This is a genomic window from Methylobacterium marchantiae, from assembly GCF_042679825.1.
GTDB classification, from domain to species: Bacteria; Pseudomonadota; Alphaproteobacteria; order Rhizobiales; family Beijerinckiaceae; genus Methylobacterium; species Methylobacterium marchantiae.
The window spans coordinates 52273-67926 of sequence record NZ_JBHTND010000024.1 but is presented as its reverse complement, the minus strand read 5'-3'; the positions used below and the strand labels follow the sequence as shown (position 1 = coordinate 67926).

Genomic DNA, 15654 nt, shown 5'->3' with positions numbered 1-15654 from the left:
GGCACGCCGATGCCGGAGCGCCTGCTCGGGGGGCTCGCGCGGCTGGAGCTGCGCTACTTCGGCAGCCCGGCCCCGCGCCAGCCGCCGCAATGGCTCGCCGGCTGGTCCCGCCGGGACGCGGCCCCGGCCCTCGTGGAGATCCGCATCGACTTTCCCGCGTCCGACCGGCGACGGTGGGCGCCGCTCCTGATCCCGGTGGCGGTGCGGCCGTGAGGATTCGGCGGCCGATCCCGCCCGGCCGGGACGGGCAAGCGGGCTTCGTGCTCCCGGTGATCCTCGTGGTGGTCTCGGCGGCGGCCCGCATAGCGGCGGCCTTCGGCCCGGACTGATCCGGCGCTGTGTCGATCCGATCGCGGCGCGGGCGTTCACCATCGCGGGCCGGGCCGAACCGGGGGCGTCACAGATCCGGCCGCAGCAACTGGGCGCCGTGCAGGCCGAGGGCGAGGAAGGGCCCGAAGGGAAGCCGCGTCCTCATCCCGACCGGGTGGCCGGCGAGGCGCATCGCCCCCAGTGCGCCGAGGGCGGACAGGCTGGCGACGAGGATCATCAGGGGGAGTTGCGCGAGGCCGATCCAGGGCATCGCGGCGGCGATGAGCTTCACGTCGCCGAATCCCAGGCCGGTGCGGCCCCGGAGCCTGCCATAGGCGGCGCGCAGGCCGGCGAACAGCAGGTAGGCGAGGGCGGATTCCGCCAGCGCCAGCCCGATCGCGACCGGGATCGCGCCGCCGGGGGCCTGGACGGCCAGCACGCAGAGCCCGAGGCCGAACAGCGCCCCGTTCAGGGCGTTCGGGATGATGTGGCGGCGCAGATCGATCAGGGCGATCGGCACGGTCAGCGGCAGGGCGAGCAGCACGGTCAGGAGCGCCGGGATGTGAGCCACCATACCTCCCGCTCCGGATCCCGCCCCACGCGCCGCCTCGCCGGGCGGATCACACACAATCGCCTGCCGGACAAGGCGGGTTCGGACTCACGACCGGAACGGGACGAGCCGGCCGGATGTGCTCCGGCCGGCCCTGGTCTCTTCCGCCCCGCTCGCGGCGCGTGCCGGCGTCACCAGCGATAGATCTTGCCGTCGAAGCCGATGACGAGGAGCCGTTGGGCGTTCGGTGCCGCCACGGCGTTCCCGGCCGAGTTGGGCATCAGGCTCCAGGCCTCGACGGCATTGTCGCCAGTCTTTCGCCAGATCGCTTTGTTGCCCAGGTTCACCGCTACGACGCCGCCATCCGAGCTCGCTGCGATGTCCAGGGCATCCCGGCCGACACGGGTCCAGCCGCTGACGCCGTCGCTGCGGTAGATGTTGTTGTCGAGGCCGATCGTCCAGAAGCTCCGGCCGTTCATCGCCACGACCTTCTGGGCGGCTCCGGGCAGTTGACGCCAGTTGCCCTGCACGTCGTCGGTGGGTTTGAGCCAGATCTCCTTGTTGCGGTTCACGACGACGACGGTGCCGTCGGAGGCCGCCGAGATCGTGACGACGTTGACGCTGGGGATCGCGGTCCATTGCGCGCCGTCGAAGCGATAGACCACGTCGTCGAGGCCGACGCCGTAGATGCTGTTGGCCTTGACCACGGCCACGTCCTTCATCTGGCCGGGCAGGTTCCGCCAGGCGCCCTCGCCCTGATAGAGCCAGACCTTGCCGTCGTTCCGGCTGAGCGCAACCGTCGTCCCGTCGGCGGCGGTGGCGATCCGGCTCACCTCGACGCCGATCTCCTTCCAGGCTCCGGTCGTCGCAACCGTGAAGGGAGAGAGACCGGTCGAGACCGAGCCCGTCGTGCCCCCGGTTCCGCCGGTGCCCATCCCGCCGGTGCCGCCGTCGAGCGGCGGTGCGGCGCAGAAGGAACCGTCCTGCTTGAACTGGTCGCTGCCGTCAAACTTGGTGAGGTAGAGATTGAAGTTCTGGTGCCGGAGGTAGTAGCCGGGCCAGTCGATGGACTCGTAGGAGGCGCAGGCTCCCGTGTTGCAGCCGCAGGTGCCAGCCAGGGCAGCGCGCGGGGTGAAGGTGCTGCCCTGCTTGAACAGCGCACTGTTGTCGCTCGTCTGCTGCCAGATCCGGAAGTTCTGGTGGCGCAGGTACTGGGTCGCGTTGAGGCTGGAGACGAACGAGACGCCCTGTCCGGCCAGGCCGGGGACCTGTCGGAAGGTGGCCTGCTGCCGGTCGGCCGTGCTCGCCGGGGCGATCAGGTTGACCGCGCCGTTGACGTTCGTGAGGTAAGCCACCGGATAGTTGCTCGCCTGGAGGCTGACCGGCGTGCCGGCGCCGACCGTGCCCATCCCGCCCGTCCCGCCCGTCCCGCCGGTGTCCATCCCTCCGGTGCCCAGTCCGCCAGTGCCGCCAGTGCCGCCCGTCCCGCCGGTGCCGCCTGTCGTTGGGCCAGGGTTCGTGGTGGAGGTGCCGACTCCCGTGGGGGCGGCGACGTTGGCGCCGAGCGCCACGATCACGCCCGGCGAGGGCACGCCCTTCGCGTCGATGGCGACGAGCTGGTAGTAGCCGGGGGGCGCGAGGTTGCCCGAGGCAGGCGTCTGCAGGGTGACGAGGGTGCCGGCCTGCGTGAAGGTCAGCGGCACGCGGCGTTGGCCGCTGTTGAAGCTGTGCGTGACCTGGGCGAGGCCGATCAGCACCACCTGCGACAGGCCGTTCTGCGAGGTCAGCTCGATCTGCATCGACTGGGCGTGGGCGAGCTTGACGCTGCTCAGGCTGACGATCTGGGGCCGGGGCGCCAGGGCGGCCTTCCCGTTCACGGTGACGAACAGGTAGGGCGGATAGTAGAACTCGGCGTTGAGGTTGGCGACCGGGCCGGGGGCGCCGCCGCCGGAGACCAGCACCGTGCCGTTCTGCATCAGGGCGGCGGTGGAGTGGTAGCCCCGGTAGACCGCGTTGGGGGCGGCCAGGGTCCAGGCGTTGGTCCTCGGGTCCCAGAGTTCGGTGGCCAGGACGGTGTTCCAGCCGGCGGTATCGTTGAACAGGCTGCCGCCGGTCACCGCGACCGTTCCGGTGGGCAGGACGGTGGCGTTGGCCCAGGACCGGCCGAAGCGCATCGGGGGCGCCTCGGCGAGGACCGGGACGCCGCCGTTGATGTCGACCAGCGTGGCGCGGCTGCTGGAGAGGAAGCCGTTGCCGTTGTCGTAGCCGTTGCCGCCGACCTGCAGGATCTTGCCCGGCTCGTACATGACCGCGGTCGAGACCGGGCCGACATTGGGCGCATCGGCCGCCGAGGCGGCGTTCCGCTGCGGCTCCTTGAACGGCAACGTCCCCACCGTACCGTTCCCGTTCGGATCGAGGTACCACATCCGCTCGGAGCTGATGCCGAAGACCCAGCCGTTCGGGGCGACCCAGGCGCGCGGGTACCAGAACCGGTTGAAGTCGGGCCCGAACGCCTCGCGGCTGTTGGCGCCGAACAGGCTGACCCACTTCGCCCCGTCGTAGAGTTCCGGGGTCATGCCGGTCATCAGGCCGGCGGCGATGCTGCCCTGCGGGTTGGCCCAGCCACCCTGGTACGGGTACGAGCCGCCCATGATCAGCGGCCGGCCGTCGGCAAGGGAGATCATCGTCGAGTAGTAGCGGTCGTTGGCCATCCGGGCCGTCAGGGCGGTGGCGTAGGCGCCGGTGGGGTTGAGGACGGCGCTGCCCTTGTCGACGCCGCCGTCGAAGATGCCGCCGGCCACCAGCAGGGACCCGTCGGCGAGGAAGGACGTCGCGGCGCAGAAGCTGTTGATGAGGCCCGGCTCCTGGAAGCTGACATGGGCGCCGTCGACAGGCCCTTTCGAGGGGTCCCAGATGTCGAAGGTGCGGCCGTTCTGCGTGCCCGGGTCGCCGATCGGCGTGCCGAAGGTCAGCAGCTTGCCGGTGGGCAGCAGGTTCATGTGGATGGCGTTGAGGGGCCAGGGCTTCACGCCCGACCACATGCCCTGAGTGGGCGCCGTGTCGGGGATCGCCAGATTGGCGAGGATCGGATCGGCCACCGGCGTGGCGACCACGGCGAGCTGCGCGGCTGCCGCCGGCGAGGCCGCGAGCGCGGCCGGGGTCAGGAACGTCGCGGCCGCCAGGGCACGCCAGCGGGCGGTGGCGGCACGCGGACCGGGGGGGCGGGTCGAGGGAAGCATCGGGGGCCTTTCGGAAGGGACGTCAGAGAGCGGGCGCGGCGATGGTCGGGGGATGCCCGACGCCCTGCGCGAAACGGTCGAGGTCGGCGAGGTCGCGCGCCAGGCGCGGACGGTCGACGGGATTGGCGCCGTAGCTCATCGCGAGCTGCCCGGTGCGGTCGAAGACCAGCACCGTGTCGGGCGGTTCGCTCCGGTCGGCCGGGTAGCGCAGGGCCGCCCGCTGGCGCGCCGACGTGTCGGGATCGCTGTCGACGAGGGTGAACCGCGCCGGATCGAGCCCGAGGCTGTCGCCGAAGGCGCGCAGGGCGACCGGATTGTCCCGCGCCGGATCGAGGGTGACGGCGAGGACGGCCACGCGCGCGCGCAGCGGACCGGGCAGGCTACGCTCGAGGGCGGCGAGGTCGCGCAGGCGGATCACGCAGGCGATCCCGCATTCCGTGGTCAGGAAGCTCACCACCACGACCCGGTCGCCGAAACGTCCGGGAGTGAGGGGCTGCCCGGCCTGATCGCGGCGCAGGGATCCGGGCGTGGGCCAGATCAGACTTTCAAGGGCGCTCCGCGGCGCGCTCGGCACAGGTTCGCCGGCCCGGACCGGCCAGGACGCCAGGATCAGGGCGGCGCCGGCGAGGGCGCGCAGGGTCCTCAGAGGGTCGAGGGGCCTGAACGACATCTTGGATTGGTCCTGCCACTTCCGCAGGCGACCGCGCCGCTCTGCTGAACACTCACAGGAATAGACTGGCAAACATTTTGGAAGTAGTTCACAAAACTACTTAATATAATTAACCATTAACAGTTCATCGGGATAAATACGCATCTGCCGATTCAAAGGTCAAATAGAGATCAGGTGTTCTACCCGGTGCAAGGTCGCCAGATTTCGAAAGAGATTGGTTTGATCCGGATTTCTTCGGAAAGGTCCGTGCCGCGCGGAGCCAAAGCATCGGCATGGCGCCGAGCGCGCCGAATCTCTGCACACGGACGCCGAATACGAACGCGGTTGCGGCGATGAACGGTTACGCTTCGGTTCTTTGCTCGGCCGCAGCGTAGACCGGACGAGATCGAATGGGCGATGACGCGCTGGCCGCGGCGGCCTGCCGGGGCGTGCGGACAGGCACCGTCAGCCCGTCCGGAATCCGGCGCAGGCGCACGGACGAGAACGCCGCGTCCGGCCGGTTGACGATCCACTCGATCGCCGGGACGGTGCGCGCCCGCCGCCGCGCCGCCATCCGCATCAGCGATTCGCGCAGGGTGAAAGCGCCGAGCGTGGCGAGGACGACGCCCAGGCCCCAGAGGGACAGCAGCAGGCCGGTCCCGACCTTGCCGTTGAACTCGCGCAGCAACCCGAGGGCGAAGGCGAAGTACCAGGACACGCCGGAGATCGCGCCCGAGACCAGGAAAATCCCCGCCGACAGGCGCGAGACGCCGTCGAGCATCGGGCGGCGCACGTCGCGCAGGACCCTCGGCAGCACCAACGCATGGATGAGCACGCCGTTGAGCGTCAGCACGGCGACCACCGTCACCTTGGCCCAGATCTTCGGGTTGGCGAGCTTTTCCGGCGCCTCGATGGCGTAGAGGCCGAGGAAGCCGAGCCCCGAGATCCACAGCAGGGCGATGCCCATGGTCACGACCTTGCTGATGAAGTGGAAACTACGCTCCATCTCGGCCGGCATCACGCCCTCGCGCATCCAGCGCAGGATCCAGAAGTCGAGCATCGTCGCGCCGCCGAGGCCGAGACACAGGCCGATCAGGTGGAGACCGACCAGGGGCGTCAGGAGGCGCACCGGCGGAAACGGGGCCGGCAGCGCCAGCGTCAGCGGACGGCCGAGACCCGGACCGGCCATTGAACAGACCCAGAGCAGCACGGCGAGGCCGGCGGCCAGGGCCACCAGCGCCGTGACGCAGGCCCGGATCACGGGTCCGCCGGGTTCGGATCCCTGCATGGCGTCGTACTCCATTGGCGCCGAGGACAGCACGACAACCATGGACGACATTCGATAATAAAATAAGAATTCCCTCGTTTCAGCGCCGTACTATTTCATTATCGTATTGAAATGTACTTTTATTTCTTTTTAAATCTCTTTTCGTATTGATTTAGCATGAATCGCCCAATTCATCAGATGCCGTCTAGTCTTCACTAGATTGGCATTCGCATGAAATCAGGATCCACGAGGAGCAACGACATGACCGCATGGCGGCGGCGCAGTTCGATTCAGCCGTCCACCTTGCCGGCTTCTTCGGACGGCACCTTCAACTCTCTCCCAGCTGAATGGGTCGTCTCCCAGGGCGGACTCGGGGCGCTGCGCCATCAGGTGGAGCGGCTCGTCCGTGATCACGTCGTCGAAGCGGTCGTTCGGCAAGCCGATGTATCAGCCGCTTCACGCCTATTACGGAAGCACGGGTCCGCCTGCCGAGGCGGCGGGACCGGACAAGGGGTAACAGGTGCTCGCTCGGTGCCGACGAGGGCACCGAGCGAGCGAGTCCTCTGGAGATCAGGCGAGCGTGCGGACCTTCGCCTCGCGATCCCAGTAGCGCTTCTTGGCCGCCTCGACGAAGTCGGCGAGGTCGGTCACGCCCTCGTCCGGCTCGACGCCCGCCTTGTCCAGCAGCGGCTTGGCGGCGGCGTTGGAGCCGATCGCCTTCAGGTGTCCGAAAGCGTCCATCACCCATTGAACGGCCGCTCCCTCCTTCAGGAGCTTGGCTGTCGCGCTCTCGGAGAGAATGACCGCGCAGGCATCGACCGTCACGGACGGCTGTCCGAACAGCTGCTTGTCCGCCTTCACCGTCGACCCGTCCGACAGGGGCACGGCGCCGACCTTGGGCGCGATGGTCATCGGATGACCGCCTGCCGCCACGATCGCGGTCTTGAGCGTCTCGAGCGCCTCGGCATCCGTGCCGTCGGCGATCAGGATCCCGACCGTGCGGCCCTCCAGGGTGTGCTTCTCGAGGGGGCCCCGGATGATGCGCAGGGCCGGGGAGGGCTTCATGTCGAGGACGGGGGCCGCTGTGGGCGAGGCTGCGGGGAGGTCCATCGCCAGACCGTCCGCGACGCGACGCGCCAGGTCCTCGTCGACATTGCGCAGGTTCGCCAGCATCGTCGTGCGCACGTGCTCCAGCGAGACCTTGCTGAGTTCGAACACGAAGGCGGACGCGATGTGAGCCTGTTCGGCCTCGTCCACCGAACGGAAGAACAGGCGCGCCTGGCTGTAATGGTCGGCGAAGCTTTCCGGCCGGACCCGGAGCTTCTGGCCGTTCTCCTCCGACGGGAACGTCTTGTAGCCCCCCACGGCATCCTCGCGTGCGCCGCCCGGCTCGCCCACCTTGGCGAGACTGTTCGGCTCGTAATTGGCACGCCCCTTCGGCACCGCCATCTGCATGTGCCCGTCGCGCTGTTGATTCATGAAGGGGCAGCCCGCGGCCTCCGCACGTCCCTTCGCGGCGTTGATCGGCAGCTGGTGGAAATTGACCGAGCCCAGCCGCGAGAGCTGCGTGTCGGTGTAGCTGAACAACCGGCCCTGAAGCAGCGGATCGTTCGAGAAGCCGATCCCCGGCACCACGTGGCTCGGCACGAACGCCGCCTGTTCGGTCTCCGCGAAGTAGTTGTCGGGATAACGGTCGAGGACCATCTTGCCGACGATCCGGACGGGCAGCGTTTCCTCGGGGATGATCTTGGTCGCGTCGAGCACGTCGTAGGGCTGACTGTTCGCGAACTCCTCGTCGAAGAGCTGCACACCGAGCTCCCATTCGGGATAATCGCCGCGCTCGATCCGCTCGAACAGGTCACGCCGCTGGAAATCCGGGTCGGCCCCCGCGATCTTGACCGTCTCGTCCCAGATGGTCGAGGCGAGTCCCGCCTTCGGCTTCCAGTGGAACTTCACGAAGGTGCTCTTGCCCTCCTTGCCGATGAAACGGAAGGTATGGACGCCGAACCCTTCCATGTTCGCGAAGGTCCGCGGGAGCGTCCGGTCCGACATCGCCCACAGGATCATGTGGGTGGATTCGGGCATCAGGCCGATGAAGTCCCAGAAGGTGTCGTGCGCCGTCGCGGCCTGAGGATATCCGCGATCGGCTTCCATCTTCGCGGCATGGATCAGGTCGGGGAACTTGATGGCATCCTGGATGAAGAAGACGGGGATGTTGTTGCCGACGAGGTCCCAGTTCCCCTGCCGCGTGTAGAACTTGACCGCGAAGCCGCGCACATCGCGTGGGGTGTCGATGGATCCGGCACCGCCCGCCACCGTCGAGAAGCGCACGAACACATCGGTGCGCTGGCCCTTTTTCTGGAACAGGTCGGCGACGGTGATGTCGGCAAGGCTCTCCGTGCACTCGAAATAGCCATGCGCCGCCGAGCCGCGGGCATGGACGATGCGTTCCGGAATGCGTTCATGGTCGAAATGGTTGATCTTCTCCCGGTAGACCTCGTCCTCGAGCAGGACGGGTCCGCGGGGACCGGCCTTCAGCTGGTTCTGGTTGTCGCTGATGGGCGTACCGTGGTTCGTGGTCAGAACCGGGTGATCGTCGTCAGCGATCTGATGTGTTTCGCCACCGCGGACGGCGTTCGGCGAGGTGTGATCGGTCATGGAAGTCCTCTTTGTCTGAGGCACACAACGGATTGCCCGAAGGCGAGTTGCAGGAACGGCCCCACCCATTTTGATCCACGCGTTGCGTCGGCATGATCCGTAGCCGGCACGGATCGGTTCGCGTCGTCCGATCGACGTCCTGCCGGGCGCGCCAATTCCTCCATGCGCCGGTCGGCAGCCTGCCCCCGTCCGGCTTCTCCAAACCGCCGATCGCAGCGGACTCGTCGCGGAACGGACAGATCACGCCATCCGCCGCTCAGACCGGCAGCGTCACCTCGGCCCGCAGGCCGCCGCCGGCCCGGTTGGCCAGCGCCACGTCACCCCCATGCGCGCGGATCGCCGACCGCGCGATGGCGAGGCCGAGGCCGGTCCCGCCGGTGTCCGCATTGCGCGAGCCGTCCAGCCGCGCGAAGGGCACGAACATCTCCTCGATCCTGTCGGGAGGTATCCCCGGCCCGTCATCGTCGACGAGGATGCGGATGCGGTCACCAGCCCGCTCGAGGGTGACACGCGCCCTCTCGCCGTAGCGGACGGCGTTCTCGACGAGGTTGTCGAGGGCCCGACGCAGCGCCACCGGCCGGCCATGGAATGGAAGCTTGGCCGGCGACGCGACGGTGACCTCCCGCCCCAGGACCACGTGGTCGTCCGCGAGCGCCCGGACCATCTCGGCGAGGTCCAGGGGACCGCTCTCCTGGGCGAGCGCATCGTCCCGCGCGAACGCCAGGGTCGCGTCGACCATGCGACTCATGTCCGAGATCGTGCGCACCATCGCTGTCCGCAATTCGCTGTCTTCGACCATCTCGGCGCGAAGCCAGAGCGAGGCGATGGGGGTGCGCAGGTCGTGGCTGATGGCGGCCAGCATCCGGGTGCGGTCGACGACGAAGGCCCTCGATCGCTCCTGCATCCGGTTGAACGCCGCCGTCATGGTCCGCAGCTCGCGCGGGCCGCGCTCCGGCAACGGTTCGAGCGCGGCTCCCCGACCGGCCATCTCCGCGGCCCTTGCGAGGTCCGCCACCGGGCCGACGATCCCACGCCTCGCGATGGCCACGACCACCAGCACCGCGACCACGCTCGCCAGGACCTGGATGAGGGCGATGCGCATCCAGGGCGGCGTCCGCAACGCGAGCGGGGCCTCGGCGTTGAGCCAGCGCCCGTCGTCGAGCCGGACGGAGACCCGAAGGGCGTGGGGCCTGTCGGACAGGCGGTCCGGGCGCGCGTCCTCTCCGGCGTCGCGCTCGACGAGAGCGATCCGCGCCTGGCTCGCATCGTCCTTCATGCGACGGTCGATCCGCCGGGCGAGCCGCGCCTCGTCGGCCCCCATCGCGCCCTCCGGCACGAGGCTCCCGGCATCGATGGTGAAGCGGTGGCGAGGGGAACCGTAGGCCGCGACCACGCTGGGGACGGCATCGGGCTGGACCGTGTCGAGCAGGCGCACCAGCGTGGCGATGCGGTCGACCACCTGGGTCCGGGCCGCCGCGCGACCGACCCGCGACGACTCGTGCGCGAACATCGCGAAGGCCGCGGCCTGGGCGCCGACGACGGCGAGCACGAGCAGCAGCGCCAGCCGTCCGCCGAGCGAGTGCGGCCCCCGCCTCACGGCACCGTCCTCACCTCGGCCGCCAGGACGTAGCCGCCGCCCCAGACGGTCTTGAGGAGCTCCGGATTGGCCGGGTCGCGCTCCAGCTTGCGCCGGAGGCGGCTGACCTGGTTGTCGATGCTGCGGTCGAACGCGTCTGCGGTCCGGCCGCTGGTCAGGTCGAGGAGCTGGTCGCGGGAGAGCACCACCCTCGGATGCCGGGTCAGCGCGGACAGCAGGCGGAACTCCGCCGTGCTGAGCGCGACGGGGGGGCCGGCACCGTCGACGAGCTCGCGCCGGTCGGTGTCCAGCGTCCAGCGGTCGAACGCCAGCTTGCGCCCGTCCGCCCCGTCTCGGGCTCGCGGGAGCGCGCGCGTGCGCCGGAGGAGGTTCTTGATCCGGGCGAGGAGCTCGCGTGGCTCGAACGGCTTCGTGACGTAGTCGTCGGCCCCGATCTCCAGGCCGACGATCCGGTCGGTTCCTTCCGCCAGGGCGGTGAGGAGGATGACGGGCGTGTCGTAGGCCTCCCGGATATGGCGGCAGAGCGAGAGCCCGTCCTCGCCCGGCATCATCACGTCGAGGAGCACCAGGTCGATGGCGCTTCCCGCCAGAACGACGCGAGCGGCCGCCGCGTCCGCCGCGACGGTGACCCGGAGCTCGTGTCTCTTCAGGTAGGCCGCGAGCGGATCGCGGATGTCGCGATGGTCGTCCACCACCAGGATGTGTGCGTCGTCCATGTCACAAGCCTTTCGTCCCGGACCCTAACGCGCCCCGGCCTCCGTCTCCCGGACGATTCTGTCGCGAAATGTATCGAGCCCTCCGAACCGGCGACGGTTCGCGACGAAAACGCGGGTTCCCGGCAAATCCCTGCGACAGGCTGGCGGCAAGGTACGGCCAGTCGAAACACCGCATCGGGAGACGAAGCGATGACGAAGGAAGCGGTACGCGCGCCGACCCTGTTGAAGCGCCTTCTACCCGCGGCCCTGCTGGCGGCCGGTCTGGCGGCGCCGCTGACCACCGCCGGCACGGCCGAGGCCCGCGACGGCTGCGGCCTCGGGTTCCATCGAGGATTCTACGGATACTGCCGGCCCAATCTCGGACCGAGGGTGTTCTACCGGCCCTACGCCTATCGCCCCGCCTTCTACGGACCGCGGCGGTTCGGCTGGGGCGGTCCGCGCTGGCACCGCTGGGGCGGAGGCTACGGGCGTGTCGGCTGGCACGGAGGATGGCACCGGGGCTGGCATCGCCGTTGGTGAACCCCGCCCGGGCTTCCGACGCTCGGGACCGCGCCGCCCGGCACGTCCCGGGTCGATCCGGTGACGCGAGAGGTACGATCATGACGAAGACCATCGTCTGCCTGGCCCTGTCCACGCTCCTAGCGGTGACGGCCGCCTCCGCCCAGACACCCGCCGGCACCGATCCGCCGAAGGGCGCGGGGGCGGCCGGCGTCGACCTCGCGACGTTCCTCGCGCGGAACCGCACCCGGCTCATGCGGGCCGATGCCGACCATGACGGACGCGTCAGCCGGGCGGAATGGGCGGCCTGGTGGGACGCCCGCCCGGGCAAGGGACCCTACGACCCTGCCGGGCGGTTCCGGGCCATCGACGCGGACGGCGACGGCTTCCTCACCGCGGAGGAGATCGACGCGACGTCCACCAAGCGGTTCGCACGGCTCGACGCCGACCGCGACGGTCGCGTCGTCCGTGCGGAGCGGCCGTGTCGCAACAAGTGACCCTCGGCGCAAAATGAACCGAATGCCCGGGATCGGGGTTCGGATATCGACTTCCCCCAGGGCACGGCCGATGAGCCGTGCCCGCCACAACGAAGGAATACGGATGAAGCTCACAGGTCTCATCGTCGGCGGTTTCGCGACCCTGCTCATGGCAGGCGGAGCCCAGGCCCTTCCCGTGCCGGCCGGCGGCATCGGTCTCGACGCTCCCATCGTCCAGGTCCGCGCCGGTTGCGGCTTCGGCGCCCATCGCGGCCCGTTGGGGGGCTGCCGCCTGAACCGCGGGCCGCGCGGCGCCATGCGGCGGGCCATCACGGGCGCGCCGCGCGGTTGCCCGCCCGGTCTCTATCGCGGTCCGGGCGGTCGCTGCCGCCGCTGACGACGGCACGTCTGCGGTTTCTTACCGAGTACCTCGACGCTCGCAGCCCCCCGCCCGGTTCGGTGACCGGGCGGGGGGCCGGCGTGACGGCTCCGGATCGTGTCCGTGGCCCGGGACGAGATCGTGCAGAGGTGCTCGCAGCCACTGGACGCATGGAGCGCGAAGGGCAGGATCTCTCGATCCCTTGCGGTAGCGGCCGAATTCGATCGACCGGTCAGGACAGAGGACGCCTGCCGGCCGCCAGGGTCGCCCGGTCGATGACCTGTACCTGGCCGCGCCGGACCTCGACGAGGCCCTCGTCCGCCCATTCGCCCAGGAGGCGGCTGACGACCTCGCGCACGCTTCCCACGTCCGAGGCGAGTTGCTGGTGGGTCTTCCAGACGATCCCGTCGGTATCGGCCTCGACCAGCAATCGCCGGGCGAGGCGTTGCTCCAGGGGCGCGAACGCGATCTCCTCCACCAGGTCGAACATCCCCGACAGGAGCTTGGTGTAATCGTCGAGGACGAAGGTTCGGAAGGCGTCGCTCTCCCGCATCAATTGGCGGAAGGTGTCGGATGGAAGAGCGGCCAACTCGGTCCGGGCCTCGGCGACGCTCTGCGCCGGAAAGCCCTCGCCCGAAAGGAGGCACTGGGTCGTGAGAACGCAGGTCCCGCCCGCGCCGACCTTGTAGATCAGCATCTCCCGTCCACCCTCGGACATCCGGAACACCCGTGTCCGGCCGTCGATGCACATCAGGTAGTCCGCGCAGACGTCCTGGAGCTCGTAGGCAATCGCCCCCGCCTCCAGCACGGGGAAATGTACCGTGCCGCGGGCGATCTGGAGATGTCCCGCGCTGAAGTTGCGGATCAGCGGGAAGCGCTCGATCCAGCGCTCGACCTGATGGGCGCTCTGCATGGTCGTCCTCCCGGGCCCCGCGGTCGTTGAGCGCCGCCGTGACCCCATCGATGCATCGTGTTTCCGGTATCCGCAGACATCGGTGACCTGGGTCACAGACGGTTGCGATCTACCTCAGTACCACCTTCCTCAGAGAACAAAAATTTCGTCCGGGCGACATCGAGAGGAGGCACAGGCTTCCCGCGGCCGGGCGACATCGTTCGGGAGAAACCATGCGCCGCCTCGCCCCCCTCCTGCTCGCCCCCCTCCTGCTCACCTCCGTCCTTCTTACCGCCCCGGCCCATGCCGAGCAGGACCTGCTGCTGGGCGCCGATATGGGCTCGGCCGCGATGACCAGGGCCGAGATGACCCGCGCCGACATCGAGGCGATGATCGCCGAGGCGGACGGCAAGCCGGTCGACCTCTCCGACAAGGCGCTCGCCGGCCTCGATCTGTCGGGGCTGAACCTCAGGGGCGCGAACCTGCGCACCGCCCGTCTCAACAAGGCCAGCCTGCGCGGCGCCGACCTGACCGGGGCAAACCTGGAGCAGGCCTGGTTCATCAAGGCGGACCTCTCCGGCGCCAAGCTCGTCGGCGCCAAGATGTTCGGCATCACCGCCCGCGACGCCAACCTCAGCGGGGCCGATCTCAGCCGGTCGATGCCCATCGGCGACTTCAGGGGCGCCAACATGAGCGGGGCGACGCTGGTCGACCTCAAGGGCGGCGCCGACATCAAGAACCAGTCCATGGGCCTGATGCGGGCGGTGTTCGTCTCGGTGAACCTGAAGGGCGCCAACCTGAAGGGGGCGAACCTCGGTCGCTCGCGCCTGGAATACGCCGATCTCACGGATGCCGACCTCACCGACGTCGTGCTGATGGGGTCGGATCTGTCGGGGGCGAACCTCACCGGCGCGACCGTCACGGGGGCCGACTTCAGGAACGTCGACGTCAGCGGCGCCCGGCTCGTGTCGCTCAAGGGACAGGACGCCGCGAAGGACTGGGACGCCCGCGTCAACATCGACAGGGCCGTCACCCGCTCGATCGATTGATCCGCCATGGGCACGGACGCCCCCCCCGCGACCGGGCATAGGGAACACAATCGGCGCAGGGACGTCACACCCCGTCATAGCGGAACGGGAACAGGCGTCGTGAGAGCATGAGCGGGAGAGCGGAACGGCAGGGTGAGGCGGACGGGACCGAGGAAGCGCGGGACCTGCATCCGCGCAAGTTCGATCTTCTCAACCTGACCCTGGTCGACGTGAACGGCGGGCTACGGCCCTATCTCAACGTCTTCCTGCTGGTGCATCGGGAATGGAGCGCCACGACCGTCGGGTTGGTGACGACCATCGCCGGCCTCATCGGAGTCGCCCTGCAGGCTCCCCTCGGCGCCGTCATCGACGCCGCGCGCGACAAGCGCAAGGCCATCGTGGCCGCCCTGCTGGCGGCCTCGGCCGGGGCGACGGTGATCGCGATCTGGCCCCAGTTCTGGCCGGTGCTGGTGGCCTTCACGGTGCTGACCGCGGCGGGCAGCAGCTTCACCCCGACCATCGCCGGCCTCACGCTCGGCATCTTTCCGAAGGCGCGCCTGTCACGCCGGATGGGCCGCAACAGCGCCTGGTACCGCGGCGGCAACGTCTGCATCGCCGTCCTGATCGCACTGGTGGGCTACGGCTTCCCGGACCGGGCGGTCTTCTTCCTCGTCCCCGCCCTGTCTCTCCTCGCCGCTGCGGCGGTGCTGTCCATCCCGCGCGACATCGTCGGGCAGGAGCTCGCCGAGGAGGTCAAGCCGAAGGCGAAGGGCGGCTCCGCGCTCAAGGTGCTCCTCGGCAACCGTCCCCTCCTGATCTTTGCCGCGTCGATCTTCCTGTTCCAGCTGGCGAACGGGCCGATGGCCTCTCTGGTCGCCCAGAAGATCTCGCTGGCGCACGAGGACTGGTCGGCCGCGATCACGTCGACGACCATCATCGCGGCCCAGGTGGTGATGCTGCCCATGGCCATCATGGTCGGGCGCTTCGCCGACGGCTGGGGGCGCAAGCCCATCATCCTGTTCGCCTTCGCGATGCTGCCCGTCCGGGCACTGCTCTATACGTTGTCCGACGACGCCATCTGGCTGTTCGCGGTCCAGTCCCTGGAAGGCGTGAGCACCGGCCTCTACAGCGCGATCAAGCCGCTGATGATCGCCGACTTCATGGAGGACAAGAGCCGCTACAACCTCGCCTCGGGCGCCATCGCGACCGTCCAGGGTGTCGCGATCGCCCTGTCGAACGTACTCGCCGGCAGCATCGTCGATGTCAGCGGATTCACCGCCGCGTTCCTCGTCTCATCCGCCATCGGGACCGCCGCGGCCCTGCTCCTGACCCGGATGCCCGAACCGTCGAACCACAAGGCCTGATACGGGTCGACGAGCAGGGAACATGGAAAAGG

The 15654-nt window shown here is 69.2% G+C and carries 13 protein-coding genes and 1 pseudogene; 6 read left to right on the top strand and 8 right to left on the bottom strand.

Going from position 1 to position 15654, the window contains the following annotated elements; translation table 11 throughout:
- A pseudogene (locus ACFQ4G_RS16580) lies at positions 1 to 213 on the top strand (hypothetical protein); the annotation flags it as partial.
- A gap of 184 nt (positions 214 to 397) precedes the next feature.
- On the opposite strand, the gene ACFQ4G_RS16575 reads toward ACFQ4G_RS16580, so the two are convergent.
- The 7 genes from ACFQ4G_RS16575 to ACFQ4G_RS16545 form a co-directional block, all read right to left on the bottom strand.
- Positions 398 to 883 (bottom strand): prepilin peptidase, encoded by a 486-nt coding sequence (locus ACFQ4G_RS16575; RefSeq protein ID WP_238208631.1) that lies wholly within the window; start codon positions 881 to 883, stop codon positions 398 to 400.
- 167 nt (positions 884 to 1050) lie between these two features.
- On the bottom strand, positions 1051 to 4098 hold the full coding sequence (locus tag ACFQ4G_RS16570; RefSeq protein ID WP_238208632.1) for an AbfB domain-containing protein: 3048 nt from the start codon (positions 4096 to 4098) through the stop codon (positions 1051 to 1053).
- Positions 4099 to 4120: 22 nt separating this feature from the next.
- Positions 4121 to 4768 carry an SCO family protein gene (locus ACFQ4G_RS16565; RefSeq protein WP_238208633.1) on the bottom strand — a complete coding sequence of 216 codons (648 nt, stop codon included), beginning with the start codon at positions 4766 to 4768 and terminating at the stop codon, positions 4121 to 4123.
- A gap of 340 nt (positions 4769 to 5108) precedes the next feature.
- The gene (locus tag ACFQ4G_RS16560; RefSeq protein WP_238208634.1) at positions 5109 to 6035 is read right to left on the bottom strand and encodes a hypothetical protein; all 927 of its coding nucleotides are present in this window, start codon (positions 6033 to 6035) and stop codon (positions 5109 to 5111) included.
- Between the two features lie 549 nt (positions 6036 to 6584).
- Positions 6585 to 8672 (bottom strand): catalase, encoded by a 2088-nt coding sequence (locus tag ACFQ4G_RS16555; RefSeq protein ID WP_238208635.1) that lies wholly within the window; start codon positions 8670 to 8672, stop codon positions 6585 to 6587.
- A 256-nt stretch (positions 8673 to 8928) separates the two neighbouring features.
- Positions 8929 to 10269, bottom strand: a complete 1341-nt coding sequence (locus ACFQ4G_RS16550) for an ATP-binding protein (protein WP_238208636.1) — start codon at positions 10267 to 10269, stop codon at positions 8929 to 8931.
- Positions 10266 to 10985: a response regulator gene (locus ACFQ4G_RS16545; RefSeq protein WP_238208637.1), complete on the bottom strand. Its 720-nt coding sequence runs from the start codon at positions 10983 to 10985 to the stop codon at positions 10266 to 10268. Before ACFQ4G_RS16545 ends, ACFQ4G_RS16550 begins: the two co-directional genes overlap by 4 nt.
- A gap of 189 nt (positions 10986 to 11174) precedes the next feature.
- Here ACFQ4G_RS16545 and ACFQ4G_RS16540 point away from each other — a divergent pair, with 189 nt between their 5' ends.
- The 3 genes from ACFQ4G_RS16540 (at position 11175) to ACFQ4G_RS16530 (ending at position 12356) form a co-directional block, all read left to right on the top strand.
- Entirely contained in the window at positions 11175 to 11504 is a 330-nt protein-coding gene (locus ACFQ4G_RS16540) for a GCG_CRPN prefix-to-repeats domain-containing protein (RefSeq protein WP_238208638.1), read from the top strand.
- 80 nt (positions 11505 to 11584) lie between these two features.
- On the top strand, positions 11585 to 11980 hold the full coding sequence (locus ACFQ4G_RS16535) for an EF-hand domain-containing protein (RefSeq protein ID WP_238208639.1): 396 nt from the start codon (positions 11585 to 11587) through the stop codon (positions 11978 to 11980).
- A 103-nt stretch (positions 11981 to 12083) separates the two neighbouring features.
- Entirely contained in the window at positions 12084 to 12356 is a 273-nt protein-coding gene (locus ACFQ4G_RS16530) for a GCG_CRPN prefix-to-repeats domain-containing protein (protein ID WP_238208640.1), read from the top strand.
- Positions 12357 to 12570: 214 nt separating this feature from the next.
- On the opposite strand, the gene ACFQ4G_RS16525 is transcribed toward ACFQ4G_RS16530, so the two are convergent.
- Positions 12571 to 13251, bottom strand: coding sequence for a Crp/Fnr family transcriptional regulator (locus ACFQ4G_RS16525; RefSeq protein ID WP_238208641.1), 681 nt, complete (start codon positions 13249 to 13251; stop codon positions 12571 to 12573).
- Between the two features lie 212 nt (positions 13252 to 13463).
- Here ACFQ4G_RS16525 and ACFQ4G_RS16520 point away from each other — a divergent pair, with 212 nt between their 5' ends.
- Together ACFQ4G_RS16520 and ACFQ4G_RS16515 are read left to right on the top strand one after the other, a co-directional pair.
- A complete protein-coding gene (locus tag ACFQ4G_RS16520; RefSeq protein ID WP_238208642.1) occupies positions 13464 to 14279 on the top strand; it encodes a pentapeptide repeat-containing protein in 816 nt (271 codons plus the stop codon).
- 107 nt (positions 14280 to 14386) lie between these two features.
- Positions 14387 to 15622 carry an MFS transporter gene (locus ACFQ4G_RS16515; protein ID WP_238208643.1) on the top strand — a complete coding sequence of 412 codons (1236 nt, stop codon included), beginning with the start codon at positions 14387 to 14389 and terminating at the stop codon, positions 15620 to 15622.
- The last annotated feature ends 32 nt before the right edge of the window (positions 15623 to 15654 follow it).